This is a genomic window from Pseudomonas sp. PAMC25584, assembly GCF_058135675.1.
Map to the genome: position 1 here is coordinate 6145034 of NZ_CM176870.1, position 16354 is coordinate 6161387.

The 16354-nt window shown below is 61.5% G+C and carries 14 protein-coding genes; 3 read left to right on the forward strand and 11 right to left on the reverse strand.

Translation table 11 applies throughout. The annotated features are described in order from the left end of the window. Positions 1–131 precede the first annotated feature (131 nt). From phoU to ACS5Q8_RS28910, 6 genes are all read right to left on the reverse strand, one after another. Complete coding sequence (gene phoU, locus ACS5Q8_RS28885; RefSeq protein ID WP_276195500.1) at positions 132–893, reverse strand: phosphate signaling complex protein PhoU; 762 nt, start codon at positions 891–893, stop codon at positions 132–134. Positions 894–963: 70 nt separating this feature from the next. Further along, a complete protein-coding gene (gene pstB / locus ACS5Q8_RS28890) occupies positions 964–1797 on the reverse strand; it encodes a phosphate ABC transporter ATP-binding protein PstB (protein WP_247404680.1) in 834 nt (277 codons plus the stop codon). A gap of 188 nt (positions 1798–1985) precedes the next feature. Continuing rightward, positions 1986–3656: a phosphate ABC transporter permease PstA gene (pstA, locus tag ACS5Q8_RS28895; protein ID WP_276195502.1), complete on the reverse strand. Its 1671-nt coding sequence runs from the start codon at positions 3654–3656 to the stop codon at positions 1986–1988. 15 nt (positions 3657–3671) lie between these two features. Then, entirely contained in the window at positions 3672–5705 is a 2034-nt protein-coding gene (locus ACS5Q8_RS28900; protein ID WP_426102258.1) for an ABC transporter permease subunit, read from the reverse strand. A 472-nt stretch (positions 5706–6177) separates the two neighbouring features. Further along, on the reverse strand, positions 6178–7164 hold the full coding sequence (locus ACS5Q8_RS28905; protein ID WP_247404674.1) for a phosphate ABC transporter substrate-binding protein PstS: 987 nt from the start codon (positions 7162–7164) through the stop codon (positions 6178–6180). Positions 7165–7405: 241 nt separating this feature from the next. Then, positions 7406–8695, reverse strand: a complete 1290-nt coding sequence (locus ACS5Q8_RS28910; RefSeq protein WP_276195503.1) for an MFS transporter — start codon at positions 8693–8695, stop codon at positions 7406–7408. Positions 8696–9163: 468 nt separating this feature from the next. Between ACS5Q8_RS28910 and ACS5Q8_RS28915 the strand changes: the two genes are divergently transcribed. Together ACS5Q8_RS28915 and ACS5Q8_RS28920 are read left to right on the forward strand one after the other, a co-directional pair. Then, positions 9164–9568, forward strand: a complete 405-nt coding sequence (locus ACS5Q8_RS28915; RefSeq protein WP_010566936.1) for an acyl-CoA thioesterase — start codon at positions 9164–9166, stop codon at positions 9566–9568. A 57-nt stretch (positions 9569–9625) separates the two neighbouring features. Continuing rightward, a complete protein-coding gene (locus ACS5Q8_RS28920) occupies positions 9626–10531 on the forward strand; it encodes a D-hexose-6-phosphate mutarotase (protein WP_276195504.1) in 906 nt (301 codons plus the stop codon). Between the two features lie 118 nt (positions 10532–10649). On the opposite strand, the gene ACS5Q8_RS28925 is transcribed toward ACS5Q8_RS28920, so the two are convergent. From ACS5Q8_RS28925 to ACS5Q8_RS28945, 5 genes are all read right to left on the reverse strand, one after another. Further along, the gene (locus ACS5Q8_RS28925) at positions 10650–11186 is read right to left on the reverse strand and encodes a DUF3299 domain-containing protein (protein WP_276195505.1); all 537 of its coding nucleotides are present in this window, start codon (positions 11184–11186) and stop codon (positions 10650–10652) included. A gap of 78 nt (positions 11187–11264) precedes the next feature. After that, a complete protein-coding gene (locus ACS5Q8_RS28930) occupies positions 11265–11510 on the reverse strand; it encodes a GlsB/YeaQ/YmgE family stress response membrane protein (protein WP_005792540.1) in 246 nt (81 codons plus the stop codon). Between the two features lie 106 nt (positions 11511–11616). Next, entirely contained in the window at positions 11617–12702 is a 1086-nt protein-coding gene (locus ACS5Q8_RS28935; RefSeq protein WP_276195507.1) for a 5-(carboxyamino)imidazole ribonucleotide synthase, read from the reverse strand. 11 nt (positions 12703–12713) lie between these two features. Then, positions 12714–13205, reverse strand: coding sequence for a 5-(carboxyamino)imidazole ribonucleotide mutase (gene purE, locus ACS5Q8_RS28940; RefSeq protein WP_003195648.1), 492 nt, complete (start codon positions 13203–13205; stop codon positions 12714–12716). 271 nt (positions 13206–13476) lie between these two features. Next, positions 13477–14385, reverse strand: a complete 909-nt coding sequence (locus ACS5Q8_RS28945; RefSeq protein ID WP_276195508.1) for a LysR substrate-binding domain-containing protein — start codon at positions 14383–14385, stop codon at positions 13477–13479. Positions 14386–14567: 182 nt separating this feature from the next. Between ACS5Q8_RS28945 and aspA the strand changes: the two genes are divergently transcribed. After that, on the forward strand, positions 14568–15992 hold the full coding sequence (gene aspA / locus ACS5Q8_RS28950) for an aspartate ammonia-lyase (protein WP_017850012.1): 1425 nt from the start codon (positions 14568–14570) through the stop codon (positions 15990–15992). Positions 15993–16354: the final 362 nt, after the last annotated feature.

Genomic DNA, 16354 nt, shown 5'->3' on the forward strand with positions numbered 1-16354 from the left:
CGCCTGACTAATGGCATTTTGCCAAAACTCTGTAGTCACGTTGGGTTTTCTTTCGCCCTACGCGTAAAAAAATCAGCTGCCACAAACGAAAACGCCCGACCAAAGGCCGGGCGTTAATTTCTCGGGCAACCTTACTTATCGTCAGATTCACCCGGAACATTAGGGATTTGATCAGTTGACCCTTCAACTTCGGCTTTCATGCGCTTGAGGCCCATGTGCCGCACGTCCGTGCCACGCACCAGGTAGATCACCAGCTCCGAAATATTGCGCGCGTGGTCACCGATCCGCTCCAGGGAGCGCAGCACCCAGATAATGCTCAAGACCCGCGAGATAGAGCGCGGATCTTCCATCATGTAGGTGGCCAGCTCCCGCAGCGCGGTCTTGTATTCGCGGTCGATGATCTTGTCGTACTGGGCCACCGACAACGCCAGCTCGGCGTCGAAGCGGGCAAACGCGTCAAGGGCATCGCGCACCATATTGCGCACCTGGTCGCCGATATGCCGCACTTCCACATAACCGCGCGGGGCTTCGCCTTCTTCGCACAGTTGGATGGCGCGGCGAGCGATTTTGGTGGACTCATCGCCGATACGCTCCAAGTCGATCACCGACTTGGAAATGCTGATGATCAAGCGCAGGTCGGAAGCCGCCGGCTGGCGACGGGCGAGAATGCGCAGGCATTCTTCGTCGATGTTGCGTTCCATCTGGTTGATCTGGTCATCGATCTCACGCACTTGCTGGGCCAGGCCCGAGTCGGCCTCGATCAACGCGGTGACTGCATCGTTGACTTGCTTCTCCACCAGCCCGCCCATCGCCAGGAGGTGGCTGCGCACTTCCTCAAGCTCGGCGTTGAACTGCGCGGAGATGTGATGGGTAAGGCCTTCTTTACTAATCATGTTGGCGTCCTTGGAGCGTCCGGAAAGGTGCGGAGAACCGCAGCGTCAATGCAATCTGAACCACAGCATCCTAGCCGTAGCGACCGGTGATGTAGTCTTCGGTCTGTTTCTTCGCCGGATTGGTGAACAGGGTATCGGTATCGCCGAACTCCACCAGCTTGCCCATGTACATGAACGCGGTGTAGTCGGAAACCCGCGCCGCCTGTTGCATGTTGTGGGTCACGATGACGATGGTGAACTTGGACTTGAGCTCGTAGATCAGCTCTTCGACTTTCAGCGTCGAGATCGGGTCGAGTGCCGAGCAAGGTTCGTCGAGTAGCAGCACTTCAGGCTCCACGGCGATGGTACGGGCGATCACCAGACGTTGTTGCTGGCCGCCGGACAGGCCGAGTGCGGACTCGTGCAGGCGGTCTTTGACCTCGTCCCACAGCGCCGCGCCTTTAAGGGCCCACTCGACCGCTTCGTCGAGGATGCGTTTCTTGTTGATGCCCTGGATACGCAGGCCGTAGACCACGTTTTCATAGATGGTCTTGGGGAACGGGTTAGGCTTCTGGAACACCATGCCCACCCGGCGACGCAGCTCGGCCACGTCTTCGCCCTTGCGGTAGATGTTGGTGCCGTAGAGGTTGATCGCACCGTCCACGCGGCAACCGTCGACCAGGTCGTTCATGCGGTTGAAGGTGCGCAGCAGCGTGGACTTGCCGCAGCCCGACGGGCCGATAAAGGCGGTCACGCGCTGCTTGGGGATATTCATGCTGACGTCGAACAGCGCCTGTTTGTCACCGTAGTACAGGCTCAGGCCCGGCACTTCGATGGCCACGGTTTCCTGGGCCAGGCTCAGGCTCTGCTTGTCGCGACCCAGGGCAGACATGTTGATGCCGTGGGAATGGGTTTCGTGTTGCATGGGATGCTCCCTGTGCTACCAATTCGTTTCGTTGAACCGCCTGGGCGGTTTACTCAAATTCTGCGTGTAGCGCGGTCCAGTGTGGGAGGGGCTTGCCCCCGATAACAGTGTGTCAGCCGGTATATGTGTTTCTGATACGCCGCCATCGGGGGCAAGCCCCCTCCCACATTGAATCCGCGTCACTTCAATTAGCTATCCAACGCTTTATATTTTTCGCGCAGGTGGTTACGAATCCACACCGCCGACAAGTTGAGCGTGGCGATCACCAGCACCAGCAACAACGCGGTGGCGTACACCAGCGGCCGTGCGGCCTCGACGTTGGGGCTCTGGAAGCCGACGTCATAAATATGGAAGCCCAGGTGCATGATCTTCTGGTCCAGGTGCAAGTACGGGTAGTTGCCGTCCAGCGGCAGCGACGGGGCCAGCTTGACCACACCGACCAGCATCAGCGGCGCCACTTCACCGGCGGCACGGGCCACGGCGAGGATCATGCCGGTCATCATCGCCGGGCTGGCCATCGGCAGCACGATCTTCCACAGCGTTTCCGCCTTGGTCGCGCCGAGTGCCAGGGAGCCTTCGCGCACGGTGCGAGGAATCCGCGCCAGGCCTTCTTCGGTGGCCACGATCACCACTGGCACCGCCAGCAGCGCCAGCGTCAGCGACGCCCACAACAGGCCCGGCGTGCCGAACGTCGGCGCCGGCAGGGCTTCGGCGAAGAACAGGCGGTCAACCGAGCCACCCAGTACATACACGAAGAAGCCCAGGCCGAACACGCCGTAAACGATGGCCGGTACACCCGCCAGGTTGTTCACGGCGATGCGGATGATCCGCGTCAGGGTGTTCTGCTTGGCGTATTCACGCAGGTACACCGCCGCCAGCACGCCGAACGGGGTCACGATCATCGCCATGATCAGGGTCATCATCACGGTGCCGAAGATAGCCGGGAAGATCCCGCCTTCGGTGTTGGCTTCCCGTGGGTCGTCGCTGAGGAATTCCCAGACCTTGCTGAAGTAGAAGCCGATCTTGGTCATCGTGCCCATGGCGTTCGGCTGATAGGCGTGCACCACTTTGCCGATGCCGATTTCCAATTCCTTGCCGTTCGCATCGCGGGCGGTCAGGGCGTCGCGGTTGAACTGGGCGTGCAGGTCGGCCAGGCGCGCTTCGATGTCCTGGTAACGGGCATTCAGTTCGGCGCGGCCTGAGTCCATGTCGGCCTGGGCGGCGGCGTCGAGCTTGCCTTCCAGCTCCAGCTTGCGACCGTGCAGGCGGATACGTTCGAGACCGGCGTTGATCGCGCCGATATCGGACTTCTCAAGGGCCTTGAGCTGGGCCGCCAGCTTGTTCACGCGGTCGACACGGGCCTGCAGCTCCGGCCACGCGGCCTCGCCTTCCGCGATGACCTTGCCATCCTGCTTGACGTTGACCAGGGTGCCGTAGAAGTTGCCCCATTCACGGCGCTCGATGGTCATCAATTCCAACGGCCGGGTCTGGTTTTTCAGCCATTCGCCGATGATCCACGTGAAGTCGTTACCGTTCAGATCGCGGTTGCCGACCTTGATCAGCTCGCGGGTCATGAATTCCGGGCCCTGATCGGGCACGGGCAGGCCAGCGCTTTTCAGGCGCTCGCGCGGCACTTCTTCTTTCTGCACCACTTCGCCGATGACGATATGGTTTTCCTGGCCCGGTACGTTGTAGTTGGCCTGGATCAGGTCAGCCGGCCAGAAGTGGCCCAAACCGCGCACCGCAATCACCGCCAGCAAACCAAGGGTCATGATGACCGCGATGGACACCGCGCCACCGCTGATCCAGACGCCGGGGGCGCCGCTCTTGAACCATCCATTCAGGGAGTTCTGTTTCACAGACTTCTACCTTTCTTAAAGCGACGAGTATTTCTTGCGCAGACGCTGACGAATCAGCTCGGCGAGGGTGTTCATGATGAAGGTGAACAACAGCAGCACCAGCGCCGAGAGGAACAGCACGCGGTAGTGACTGCCGCCCACTTCCGACTCGGGCATCTCCACCGCGACGTTGGCCGCCAGGGTGCGCAGGCCTTCGAACAGGTTCATCTCCATCACCGGGGTGTTACCGGTGGCCATCAGTACGATCATGGTCTCGCCTACGGCGCGGCCCATGCCGATCATCAGCGCCGAGAAAATCCCCGGGCTGGCGGTCAGGATGACCACGCGAGTCATGGTCTGCCACGGCGTGGCGCCCAGGGCCAGGGAGCCCAGGGTCAGGCCGCGCGGCACGCTGAACACGGCATCTTCGGCGATGGAGTAGATGTTCGGGATCACCGCGAACCCCATGGCCAGGCCAACGACCAGGGCGTTGCGCTGGTCATAGGTGATGCCCAGGTCGTGGGAGATCCACATGCGCATGTCGCCGCCGAAGAACCAGGTTTCCAGGTACGGGCTCATGTACAGCGAGAGCCAGCCCACAAACAGGATCACCGGGATCAGGATCGCGCTTTCCCAGCCATCGGGAACCCGCAGGCGAATGGACTCAGGCAGGCGGCTGAAGACAAAGCCGGCCACCAGGATACCAATCGGCACCAGCATCAGCAGGCTGAAAATCCCCGGCAGATGCCCTTCGACATACGGCGCGAGGAACAGGCCGGCGAAGAAGCCGAGGATCACCGTCGGCATCGCTTCCATCAGCTCGATCACCGGCTTGACCTTGCGGCGCAGGCTCGGGGCCATGAAGTACGCGGTGTAGATCGCCGCCGCAACGGCCAGCGGTGCGGCCAGCAACATGGCGTAGAACGCGGCCTTCAGCGTACCGAAGGTCAGCGGCGCCAGGCTCATCTTGGGTTCGAAGTCGGTGTTGGCGGCGGTCGATTGCCAGACGTATTTAGGCTCGTCGTAGTTTTCGTACCAGACCTTGCTCCACAGCGCGCTCCACGACACTTCCGGGTGCGGGTTGTCGAGCAGCAACGGTTGCAGCTTGCCGCCGGCTTCGACGATCACGCGGTTGGCCCGTGGCGACAGGCCGAACACGCCCTGGCCGTCGACCACCGGGTCCACCAACAGGGTGCGGTGGGCGGTGCTGTGGAACACGCCGAATTTGCCGGAAGCGTCGAGGGCGGTGAAGCCTTTGCGACGTTCTTCGGCAGTGATTTCAACGATGGGCGCAGTGCCCATCTCGAAGGTGCGGATCTGCTTCAGGCGCTGTTCGCCATCCGGGTCACGGGCCATGAACCACTGGGCCAGGCCACCCTTGGAGTTACCGACGATCAGCGAGATACCGCCCACCAGTTGGGTACTGGCGGTGATTTCGGCACCGCCATCCTCCAGCAGTTTGTAGCGACCGTTGAGGCTCTTGTCGCGCAGGCTGAACACATCGGCCAGGGCACGGCCGTTGATCACGTACAGCCACTGCTGGCGTGGGTCGATGAAGATCGCCTTCACCGGCTCGGTCATCTGCGGCAGCTCGATGCGCTTCTGCTCGCTGGTGACCTCGCCGGTCATCATGTTTTCTTCACGGCTCAGGGACAGCACGTTCAAGCGCGAACCGGCCGAGCCGGCCACCACCAGCGATGTGTCGGTGGCGTTCAGCGCGACATGCTCCAGCGGGCGACCGGCGTCATCCAGCACGATCGGGGTTTCGCCGTAAGGGTATTCGATCGCCGGGCTGATGGTCTTCTTGCCGTCCGGGTAGGACACCTTGTAGGTGTGGCGGAACACCAGGGACTGGCCATTGGACAAACCGAGGATCACCAGCGGGCTGCCCGGCTGGTCTTTACCAATCGACACCACGCTGACGCCGGCCGCCAGCGGCAGGTCGACGCGCTTGAGTTCGGCACCGGTGCCCACGTCGAAGAACAGCGCCTGGCCCTTGTCGGAAACCCGCATGGCGACCTGGTTCTGTTCTTCCAGAGAGATCATCAACGGCTTGCCCGCGTCTTGTATCCACGCCGGTGTCAGCGCGGCTTCCTTGGTCAGCGAGGCGCCTTGGAACAAGGGCGCGACCACGTAGGCCAGGAAGAAGAAGATCAAGGTGATAGCGCCGAGAACGGCGAGGCCGCCGACCAGCACGTACCAACGGGTCAGGCGATCCTTGAGCGCGCGAATGCGGCGCTTGCGTTGCAGCTCAGGCGTATTGAAGTCAATGCGCTTGGGGGGAGAAGTCGTCGTCATGGTGGAATTGGCCAGATCATTCATGCGCACACCCTAGCGATCCTGTATGACAGAAAGATGACAGTGCAGTGACGCAAAAAATCCGCCGCTTAGCAGGGCTGGCAGCGGACCAAAAAATTCGCAGGTTCTGTAGGAGCGAGCTTGCTCGCGAAGAACGTTAACGATAAGCGCCGCTTCTGAATAAACGCGGTGCTCTATCGCCACTCGCTCCTACAGAAAGGCCGGTTTTACCCGGCCTAGCAACTTAGTTGCCTTCTTTCAGACCCAGGTCAGCCAGGGCCTTGGCGGCTACTTTGGCTGGCAGTGGGATGTAACCGTCTTTCACTACTACTTCCTGGCCCTGCTTCGACAGCACCAGTTTCACGAACTCAGCTTCCAGTGGAGCCAGCGGCTTGTTCGGGGCTTTGTTGACGTAAACGTAGAGGAAACGCGACAGTGGGTATTTGCCGTTCAGGGCGTTTTCTTCGCTGTCTTCGATGAAGTCAGTGCTGCCTTTCTTGGCCAGGGCCACAGTCTTCACGCTGGCGGTCTTGTAGCCGATGCCCGAGTAACCGATGCCGTTCAGCGAGGAGCTGATCGACTGCACGACCGAAGCCGAGCCAGGTTGTTCGTTCACGTTAGGCTTGTAGTCGCCTTTGCACAGGGCTTCTTCCTTGAAGTAGCCGTAGGTGCCGGATACCGAGTTACGACCGAACAATTGCACTGGCTTGTTGGCCAGGTCGCCGGTCACACCCAGGTCGCCCCAGGTTTTCACGTCGGCTTTGCTACCGCACAGACGAGTCGAGGAGAAGATCGCGTCGACTTGTTCCATGGTCAGGTGCTTGATCGGGTTGTCTTTGTGGACGAACACGGCCAGGGCATCCACGGCAACCGGGATAGCGGTTGGCTTATAGCCGTACTTCTGCTCGAAGGCAGCCAGTTCAGTGTCCTTCATCTTGCGGCTCATCGGGCCCAGGTTGGAGGTGCCTTCAGTCAGCGCAGGTGGCGCAGTGGCAGAACCAGCAGCTTGAATCTGGATGTTGACGTTCGGGTATTCCTTTTTGTAACCCTCAGCCCACAGGGTCATCAGGTTAGCCAGGGTATCGGAACCGACGCTGGACAAGTTGCCCGACACACCAGTGGTCTTCACGTAAGCCGGAATTGCCGGGTCAACACCAGCGGCCACCGCGTGGGCAGTCGCAACGCCAGCAGCGACAAAAGTCATTGCCGCCATCAAACGCTTCAGTTTCATGCCTTACTCCTAGCAGATAGTGATAGTTAGATCGGGACCAAGTATCGGTAGGCCGTGTGAACACTCTATGTCCGGAATATGACAATTAGATGAAAGGCCAGTATTGCGAGAAAAAGCGGCTGCAGGCGGCAAGTGCCGAAAAGACGGGGATGGCGAGGCGGTTGAAGCGATGACGCTGAAACACTCTGTAACCTATGATCGCTCCTACGCTACTGCGCAGGAACGATCTTCAGATGCTTGATTACCTGCCGCGCTTCCACAGATACCCACCCACCCCCATCCCCATCACACACAGGACGGCAACGTAGTAGGCCGGGCCCATCGGGCTTTCCTTCATCAGCAGCGACACCGCCAACGGCGTCAGCCCGCCGAACACGGCGTAGGCCACGTTGTAGGAAAACGACAACCCGCTGAAACGCACCACCGGCGGGAAGGCTTTGACCATCACGTAAGGCACCACGCCGATGGTGCCGACAAACAGGCCGGTCAGGGCGTACAGCGGGAACAGCCAGTCCGGGTGGTCCAGCAGGCTGTGATACAGCGTCCAGGAGGTCGCCAGCAACATCGCGCAGCCGGCCAAGAGTATGCGGCCGGCACCGAAGCGGTCGGCCAGGGCGCCGGCGCCAATGCAGCCCAGGCTCAGGGTCACGATGGCCAGGCTGTTGGCTTGCAGCGCAACGGTCGGGCTGAAGTGATAGAGGGTTTGCAGCACGGTCGGGGTCATCAGGATGACGACCACGACGCCGGCCGACAGCAGCCAGGTCAGCAGCATCGACAGCACGATGGCGCCACGGTGGTCACGCAGTACCGCGCGCAGCGGCAGTTCGGCGGCGAGCGTCTTGCGTTGCTGCATCTCGGCGAAGATCGGCGTTTCATGCAGCCAGCGGCGCAAGTACACCGACAGCAGGCCGAACACACCGCCGAGCAGGAACGGGATGCGCCAGGCGTAATCCGAGACCTGTTCCGGGCTGTAGAGCGTGTTGATGGCGGTGGCCACCAGCGAACCCAACAGGATGCCGGCGGTGAGGCCGCTGGTCAGGGTGCCGCAGGCGTAGCCAATGTGCCGCGGCGGGACGTGCTCGGAGACGAACACCCAGGCGCCCGGCACTTCGCCGCCGATCGCCGCGCCCTGGATCACGCGCATCAGCAGCAACAGGATCGGCGCCCACAGGCCGATCTGCGCGTAGGTCGGCAGCAGGCCCATGATCAGGGTCGGCACGGCCATCATGAAGATGCTCAGGGTGAACATTTTCTTGCGGCCCAGCAGGTCACCGAAGTGCGCCATGATGATGCCGCCCAGGGGGCGCGCCAGGTAGCCGGCGGCGAAGATGCCGAAGGTCTGCATCATACGCAGCCACTCGGGCATGTCGGCCGGGAAGAACAGTTTTCCGACCACGGTGGCGAAAAACACGAAGATGATGAAATCGTAGAATTCCAGCGCCCCGCCCAAGGCAGACAGCGACAGGGTTTTGTAGTCGTTGCGGGTCAGCGGGCGCGACGGTTGCGCACTGCTTGCGGGCACGGAGGACATGGCAAGGCTTCTCTTATAGTAATCAGCGTAATAGGGACGGCACGCCCTGGGCTTGCGGCGGTCTGGCAAGATAACAAATCGCCGGAAAAAGCACAGCGCCGAACGCTTAACCGTCCAGACAGGCGAAATACCCACGGCGCAGAGAGTCCGTCAACCTGGGCAGAAGAACAGTTGCCGGAAAAAGCTCCATTACAGCGTCTATTTACCGACCAAATGAGCGCCCAGAGGTCGTCGCGACGCCAGCGTCTCGATATACTCGGCCCTTGCAAGCGCCAGACCCGCAGTCTTGAGGGGCTGCTGTGCCAAAACGCCGTTGGGTGCCATCCAGCCGGTTTGGCAGAGTTTCCCTTTAGTACGCCTTACGAGAAACACAGCTCGCGTCGTGCGTGGGTGCTGGAATGTTTTTCTACGAGACGACTATCCACTTGAAACACCCATGAAGCGTCACGGCTCAGAGGCACCCTCGGCATGATCGAACTCGAACAAGAAGATCCCATTCCGCAAGGCGATCTCGCCCTGCAAATCACCGCGCTTCCGCGTGAAACCAACGGTTTCGGCGATATCTTCGGCGGCTGGCTGGTCTCGCAGATGGACCTGGCCGGAACGGCGATGGCCAGCAAGGTCGCAGGCGGGCGTGTGGCTACCGTGGCCATTGATCGCATGGCGTTCCTGGTGCCGGTGGCCGTGGGCGCGCAATTGTCCTTCTATACCCAGGCGCTGGAAATCGGCCGCAGCTCGATCCAGATGATGGTCGAAGTGTGGAGCGACGACCCGCTGTCCAGCGAATGGCGCAAGGTCACCGAGGCGGTGTTCGTGTTCGTCGCCATCGATGGCAGCGGCCGTACCCGTTCGGTGCCGTCGCGGGCGCGTTAAACCTCGCCGGGTTTTGACGGTCAATTGCCCATTGCCTGCCATTGAGAGTGCTTTGTTATGCCCACGCCCCACGTTGAAACCGTGAAAATCGACGAGCTGGACTGCTGGCGCATCCGCCACAACGGTGCCGAACTGATGGTGGCCCAACAGGGCGCGCACATCTTCAGCTACCAACGCGCAGGCGAGCAGCCGCTGATCTGGCCGAACAAGGCCGCCGTCTTCAAGGCCGGCAAAGGTATCCGCACCGGTGTACCGGTGTGCTGGCCGTGGTTTGGCGTGTTCGACCGCAACCCGCACAGCGTGCAGGCCATGCGCCAGAGCGATCAACCTGCGGGGGCCCACGGTTTCGTGCGTACTGCGATCTGGGAATTGGCCACGACCGAACTCGACGGCGACGGCGACGCGCTGCGCGTCGATCTGGTACTCCCCGTACCTGCGGGCGGCTTTCCCGGCTGGCCCCATCAGGTCGACCTGAAGCTGAGCCTGCGCTTGGACGATCAACTGCACATTCGCCTGACCAGCCATAACCATGGCCACGAAACGGTGACCCTCAGCCAGGCGCTGCACACCTACTTCGCCGTAAGCGACGTGCGCAACGTGCAGGTCGAAGGCCTGGACGGGTGTTCGTATATCGATACCGCCGACGGTTGGGCCACCCGGCAACAGGCGGGGCTGCTGCACTTCAGCGCCGAGACCGACCGCATCTACCTCGACACCCCCGCTCAGCTGAACATCGTTGATAAAGACTGGCAGCGCCGCGTCCAGCTCACCAGCGAAGGTTCCCGGTCGACCGTGATCTGGAACCCCTGGACCGAACGGGCCAAGGCCTTCGACGACATGGCCGACGACGGCTGGCAGGGCATGTTGTGCATCGAGACGGCCAATGTGCTGGATGATGTGGTGGCGTTGGCGCCGGGCGAAAGCCACACGCTGGGCGTGAGCATCATCAGTCTCGAGCTGTAAACCCAATCAAAATGTGGGAGGGGGCTTGCTCCCGATAGCAGAGGGTCAGTCAGCACATTTGTGTCTGATAGACCGCTATCGGGAGCAAGCCCCCTCCCACATTGTTATGCGTTGGGTTTTAGAGATCCGACTCCTTCACCGCCCGCACCTTCTGCGCATCCAACGCATACGCCGCATCGGCCAGGTCATTGTTGACCGTCTCCACCTTCACCGTGCCCGTGACCCACAGCGGCGTGTAGATATCATCCAGCTTCAACCCCTTGGGGTAACGCACCAATACCAACTGGTTCGGCGGCGGTGGCGGCACGTGGATGCATGCGCCGGGGTACGGCACCAGGAAGAACAGCGTACTGCGGCCCTTGGCGTCGGTTTCCAAGGGCACCGGGTAACCGCCGATGCGGATGTTCTTGCCGTTCATGGCGGCCACGGTCTTAGTGGAATACATCACCGCCGGCAACCCCTTGCTCTGCTTCAAGCCACCTTTGTCGGTAAAGGTGCCCTGGGCTTCGGGGGAGTTGTGGTCGATTTCCGGCATCTGTTCGAGGGCTTTCTGGTCCGACAGCGGCATCAGGTCCAGCCAGTCGGTTTCCGGCAATTCGCCAGCATGAGCCAGGCCAGGGCCCAACAGGAGAAACATCAAGAGGAGACGGCGCATGGAGGAGCTCGACAAGGTAAACAGTGCCGGCATTCTAGCCCTCTGCGCCTGCGCAGCGCAGAGGACTTTGTCGCTCGATTACTTCTTTTTGATCAGGCCGTAGATCACCAACAACACAATGGCGCCGACCAATGCGCCGATGAAGCCCGCGCCCTGGCCTGCCTGGTAGATACCCAGTGCCTGACCGCCATAGGTGGCGGCAAGGGAGCCGGCGATACCCAGCAGGATGGTCATGATCCAGCCCATGCTGTCGTCGCCGGGCTTGAGGAAACGCGCCAGCAGGCCGACGATCAGGCCGATAAAGATGGTTCCGATGATACCCATGGCATTTCCCTCTGATTGAATGTGGGTCATGACAAAGCCTAGTCAGGCTTTATCATCCTGCCATCAGAGAGACGGCGGCCGGCAATGGTTCCCGCCGCCCCCAGGATTATTGCTCGGCGATCAACGCCTCTACTTTAAGGATCTGCGCTTGCAGCGTCGCACGGTCCTGGCAGCGCAGGTTGGCGTGGCCGACCTTGCGCCCGGCCTTGAAGGCCTTGCCGTAGTGATGCAGGTGGCAATCGTCGATGGCGACGACTTTTTCAACCGGCGGTACCACACCGATGAAGTTGAGCATGGCGCTCTCGCCCACCTTGGCCGTAGAGCCCAGCGGCAAGCCCGCCACCGCGCGCAGGTGGTTCTCGAACTGGCTGCACTCGGCGCCTTCGGTGGTCCAGTGCCCGGAGTTGTGGACGCGCGGGGCGATTTCGTTGGCCTTGAGGCCACCGTCGACTTCAAAGAACTCGAACGCCATCACGCCGACATAATCCAGTTGCTTGAGCACACGGCTGGAATAGTCTTCGGCCAGGGCCTGCAACGGGTGATCGGTACTGGCCACGGACAGCTTGAGGATGCCGTTGTCGTGGGTGTTGTGCACCAGCGGGTAGAAGCGGGTCTCGCCATCGCGGGCACGCACGGCGATCAGCGAGACTTCGCCGGTGAACGGCACGAAGCCTTCCAGCAGGCAGGCCACGCTGCCCAGCTCGGCGAAAGTACCGACCACATCGGCGGCGGTGCGCAGGACTTTCTGGCCCTTGCCATCGTAACCCAGGGTGCGGGTTTTCAGCACGGCCGGCAGGCCGATGCTGGCGACGGCGGCGTCCAGGTCCGCCTGGGACTGGATATCGGCGAAGGCCGGGGTAGGAATGCCCAGGTCCTTGAACATGCTCTTCTCGAACCAGCGGTCACGGGCGATGCGCAAGGCTTCGGCGCTCGGGTACACCGGCACGAACTGCGAGAGGAAGGCCACGGTTTCGGCCGGGACGCTTTCGAACTCGAAGGTCACCAGGTCGACTTCGTCGGCCAGTTGGCGCAGGTGGGCCGGGTCGCTGTAGTCAGCGCGCAGGTGTTCACCCAACGCGGCCGCACAGGCATCCGGCGCCGGGTCCAGGAAAGCGAAGTTCATCCCCAGCGGCGTTCCCGCCAGGGCCAGCATGCGACCCAGTTGGCCGCCACCGATTACACCGATTTTCATCGTCAACAACCTCAGGCGATACGTGGGTCTGGATTGTCCAGCACGCTGTCTGTTTGTTCAGCACGGAATTTTTTCAGCACCGCGTGGAACTGCGGGTGCTTGGCGCCCAGGATGCTGGCGGACAACAACGCGGCGTTGATCGCGCCGGCCTTGCCGATCGCCAGGGTTGCCACCGGAATACCGGCTGGCATCTGCACGATGGACAACAGCGAATCCACGCCCGAGAGCATCGACGACTGCACCGGTACGCCAAGCACCGGCAGGTGGGTCTTGGCCGCACACATGCCCGGCAGGTGCGCTGCACCGCCGGCACCGGCGATGATCACCTCGATGCCACGGGATTCTGCTTCATCGGCATACTGGAACAGCAAATCCGGGGTGCGGTGGGCAGAGACCACTTTCACTTCATACGGAATGCCGAGTTTTTCCAGCATATCGGCGGTGTGGCTAAGGGTGGACCAATCGGACTTGGAGCCCATGATCACGCCAACCAATGCACTCATCGTCGTGCCTCTTCTCTCTGGGCGCCCGCAGGCGCGTCAAAAAACAACAAGCCACGCGGGAAATCCGGCGTGGCTTGGTGTACGAATTAAGGCCGGTTGGACCGGCCGAAGGCCGCGCAGTATACCGTAATAACGCAGATAAACAGCCCCTCGGTTGACCATCTGTCTAGCGGCGCAAACCAACGATTTTATTGACTTAAGAGTCAGCGAAAACACCAAAAATCCCTGTGGGAGGGGGCTTGCCCCCTCCCACCGTTGAGCGGTGTTGGGCTCAAGTAGTCTGCGCCGCGCCACCTTCCAGCTTGCGCCACAACAACCGCACATTCGCCTTGCGCACCAACGCACAGCGGTACAAACGAATCTCCAGCGGCACGTGCCATTGCGACCCGCCGCACACCACCAGCTCACCGCGGGCCAGTTCCGCCCGCACACTCAGTTGCGGCACCCAGGCAATGCCCAGGCCTTCCAGGGCCATGCTTTTGAGGCTGTCGGCCATCGCGGTTTCGTAAACCGTGGTAAAGCGCAAGGCACGTTGGCGCAACAGCAGGTTCACCGAACGCCCCAGAAATGCTCCGGCGCTGTAGGCCAGCAGCGGCACACTGCCTTCCCCTTCCAGGTCGAACAATGGCTTGCCCTCGGCATCGGCGGCGCACACCGGGAGCATTTCGGTATTGCCCAGGTGCAGTGACGGGAAGATCTCCGGATCCATCTGCATCGCCGCATCCGGGTCGTAGAACGCCAGCATCAAGTCGCAACCGCCTTCGCGCAGGGCATGCACGGCGTCGCCGACGTTGGTGGCGACCAAACGGGTCGCAATGTTCAAACCCTCGTTGCGCAGTTGCGCGATCCAGCGCGGGAAGAAGCCCAGCGCCAGGGAGTGGGCCGCCGCCACTTGCATGACTTCGCCCTGCCCGCCTTCCAGATGGTGCAAATGGCGCAGCACTTCACCGAGCTGCTCGACCACCGTGCGCGCGGTCACCAGGAACAACTGCCCCGCCGCCGTCAATTCCACCGGCGTGCGCGAGCGGTTGACCAGGGTCAGGCCCAGTGCGGCCTCCAGGCTGCGGATACGGCGACTGAACGCCGGCTGGGTGACAAAGCGTCGCTCCGCCGCCTGGGAAAAACTGCGCGTCGCCGCCAGGGCGCTGAAGTCTTCCAGCCATTTGCTCTCAAGGTTCATCAGTTCCTCCCACGGGTGCGCACCATTTTGGCCCACACGCCCGCCATGATAGCCGGGTCACACGACCATTATGCCGTTTGTGCATAGGCCAGTGCTTAACAGCATTGGCCCAAAAACTTCCACAAGCCTAGCATTCACAGCGTTCCGGCTAGTTCCGGGTCCATATCGAGATGATTTCCATCATGTCCTCCGCTGCATCATTCCGCACAGAAAAAGACCTGCTTGGCGTACTCGAAGTACCTGCCCAAGCGTATTACGGCATCCAGACCCTGCGAGCGGTGAATAACTTCCGCCTCTCGGGCGTTCCGATTTCGCATTACCCGAAATTGGTGGTCGGCCTGGCAATGGTCAAGCAAGCAGCCGCTGACGCCAACCGCGAGTTGGGCCAGCTCAGCGAAGCCAAGCACGCAGCCATCAGCGAAGCCTGTGCCCGCCTAATCCGCGGCGACTTCCACGAAGAGTTCGTGGTGGACATGATTCAAGGCGGCGCCGGCACTTCAACCAACATGAATGCCAACGAAGTCATCGCCAACATCGCGTTGGAGGCCATGGGCCACAACAAGGGCGAATACCAGTACCTGCACCCGAACAACGACGTGAACATGGCGCAGTCGACCAACGACGCCTACCCAACCGCGATCCGCCTGGGTCTGCTGCTGGGCCATGACGCGCTGCTGGCCAGCCTCGACAGCCTGATCCAGGCGTTCGCCGCCAAGGGCGTCGAGTTCAACCACGTGCTGAAAATGGGCCGTACCCAATTGCAAGACGCCGTGCCGATGACCCTCGGCCAGGAATTCCGCGCCTTTGCCACCACCCTCAACGAAGACCTGGCCCGCCTGAAAACCCTGGCGCCGGAGCTGTTGACCGAAGTGAACCTGGGCGGCACCGCCATCGGCACCGGCATCAACGCCGACCCGCGTTACCAGGCCCTGGCCGTACAACGCCTGGCCACCATCAGCGGCCAGCCGCTGGTTCCGGCGGCGGACTTGATCGAAGCCACCTCCGACATGGGCGCCTTCGTGCTGTTCTCCGGCATGCTCAAGCGGACTGCGGTGAAGCTGTCGAAGATCTGCAACGACCTGCGCCTGCTGTCCAGCGGCCCACGTACCGGCATCAACGAGATCAACCTGCCGGCACGCCAGCCAGGCAGCTCGATCATGCCCGGCAAGGTCAACCCGGTGATCCCGGAAGCCGTCAACCAAGTGGCCTTCCAGGTCATCGGCAACGACCTGGCCCTGACCATGGCAGCCGAAGGCGGCCAACTGCAGTTGAACGTGATGGAACCGCTGATCGCCTTCAAGATCTTCGACTCGATCCGCCTGCTGCAACGCGCCATGGACATGCTGCGCGAGCACTGCATCGTCGGCATCACCGCCAACGAAGCGCGCTGCCGCGAACTGGTGGAGCACTCCATCGGCCTGGTCACCGCGTTGAATCCGTACATCGGCTATGAAAACGCCACCCGCATCGCGCGTATCGCCCTCGAAAGCGGCCGCGGCGTGCTGGAACTGGTGCGCGAAGAAGGCTTGCTCGACGACGCCATGCTCGACGACATCCTGCGCCCCGAAAACATGATTGCCCCACGTTTGGTCCCACTGAAGGCCTAAGCGTTTGTTGCACCGCTCACCAGGTTGAGGGACTAGACACCTCTCACCTTTTGAGGGCCCGAAGGCTCGTTCTTCAGGCCCTTTTTTTTGCCTCAAGGTTGTGAAATGACGCCCATAAAAATTCCAATATTGCCCGTGCCCGCCACCCCTTGGCTGAAACCTTTAATCAGCCCAGGCAGACGGATCACGTTCGCCTAGGTATAGTGCCGCCCCTCTTCGCGCCAACGGTCGTCGGTAACGAGGCCCGGACACACGCGAAACCGCATGAATAACAACACCCGCAAAAGGATTGGGTCGAACCGTCGCGCACTGCCTGGTGCCAAGCGACAGCGTCGAACCGTCCTGCGTTTGCCATTAGAAAA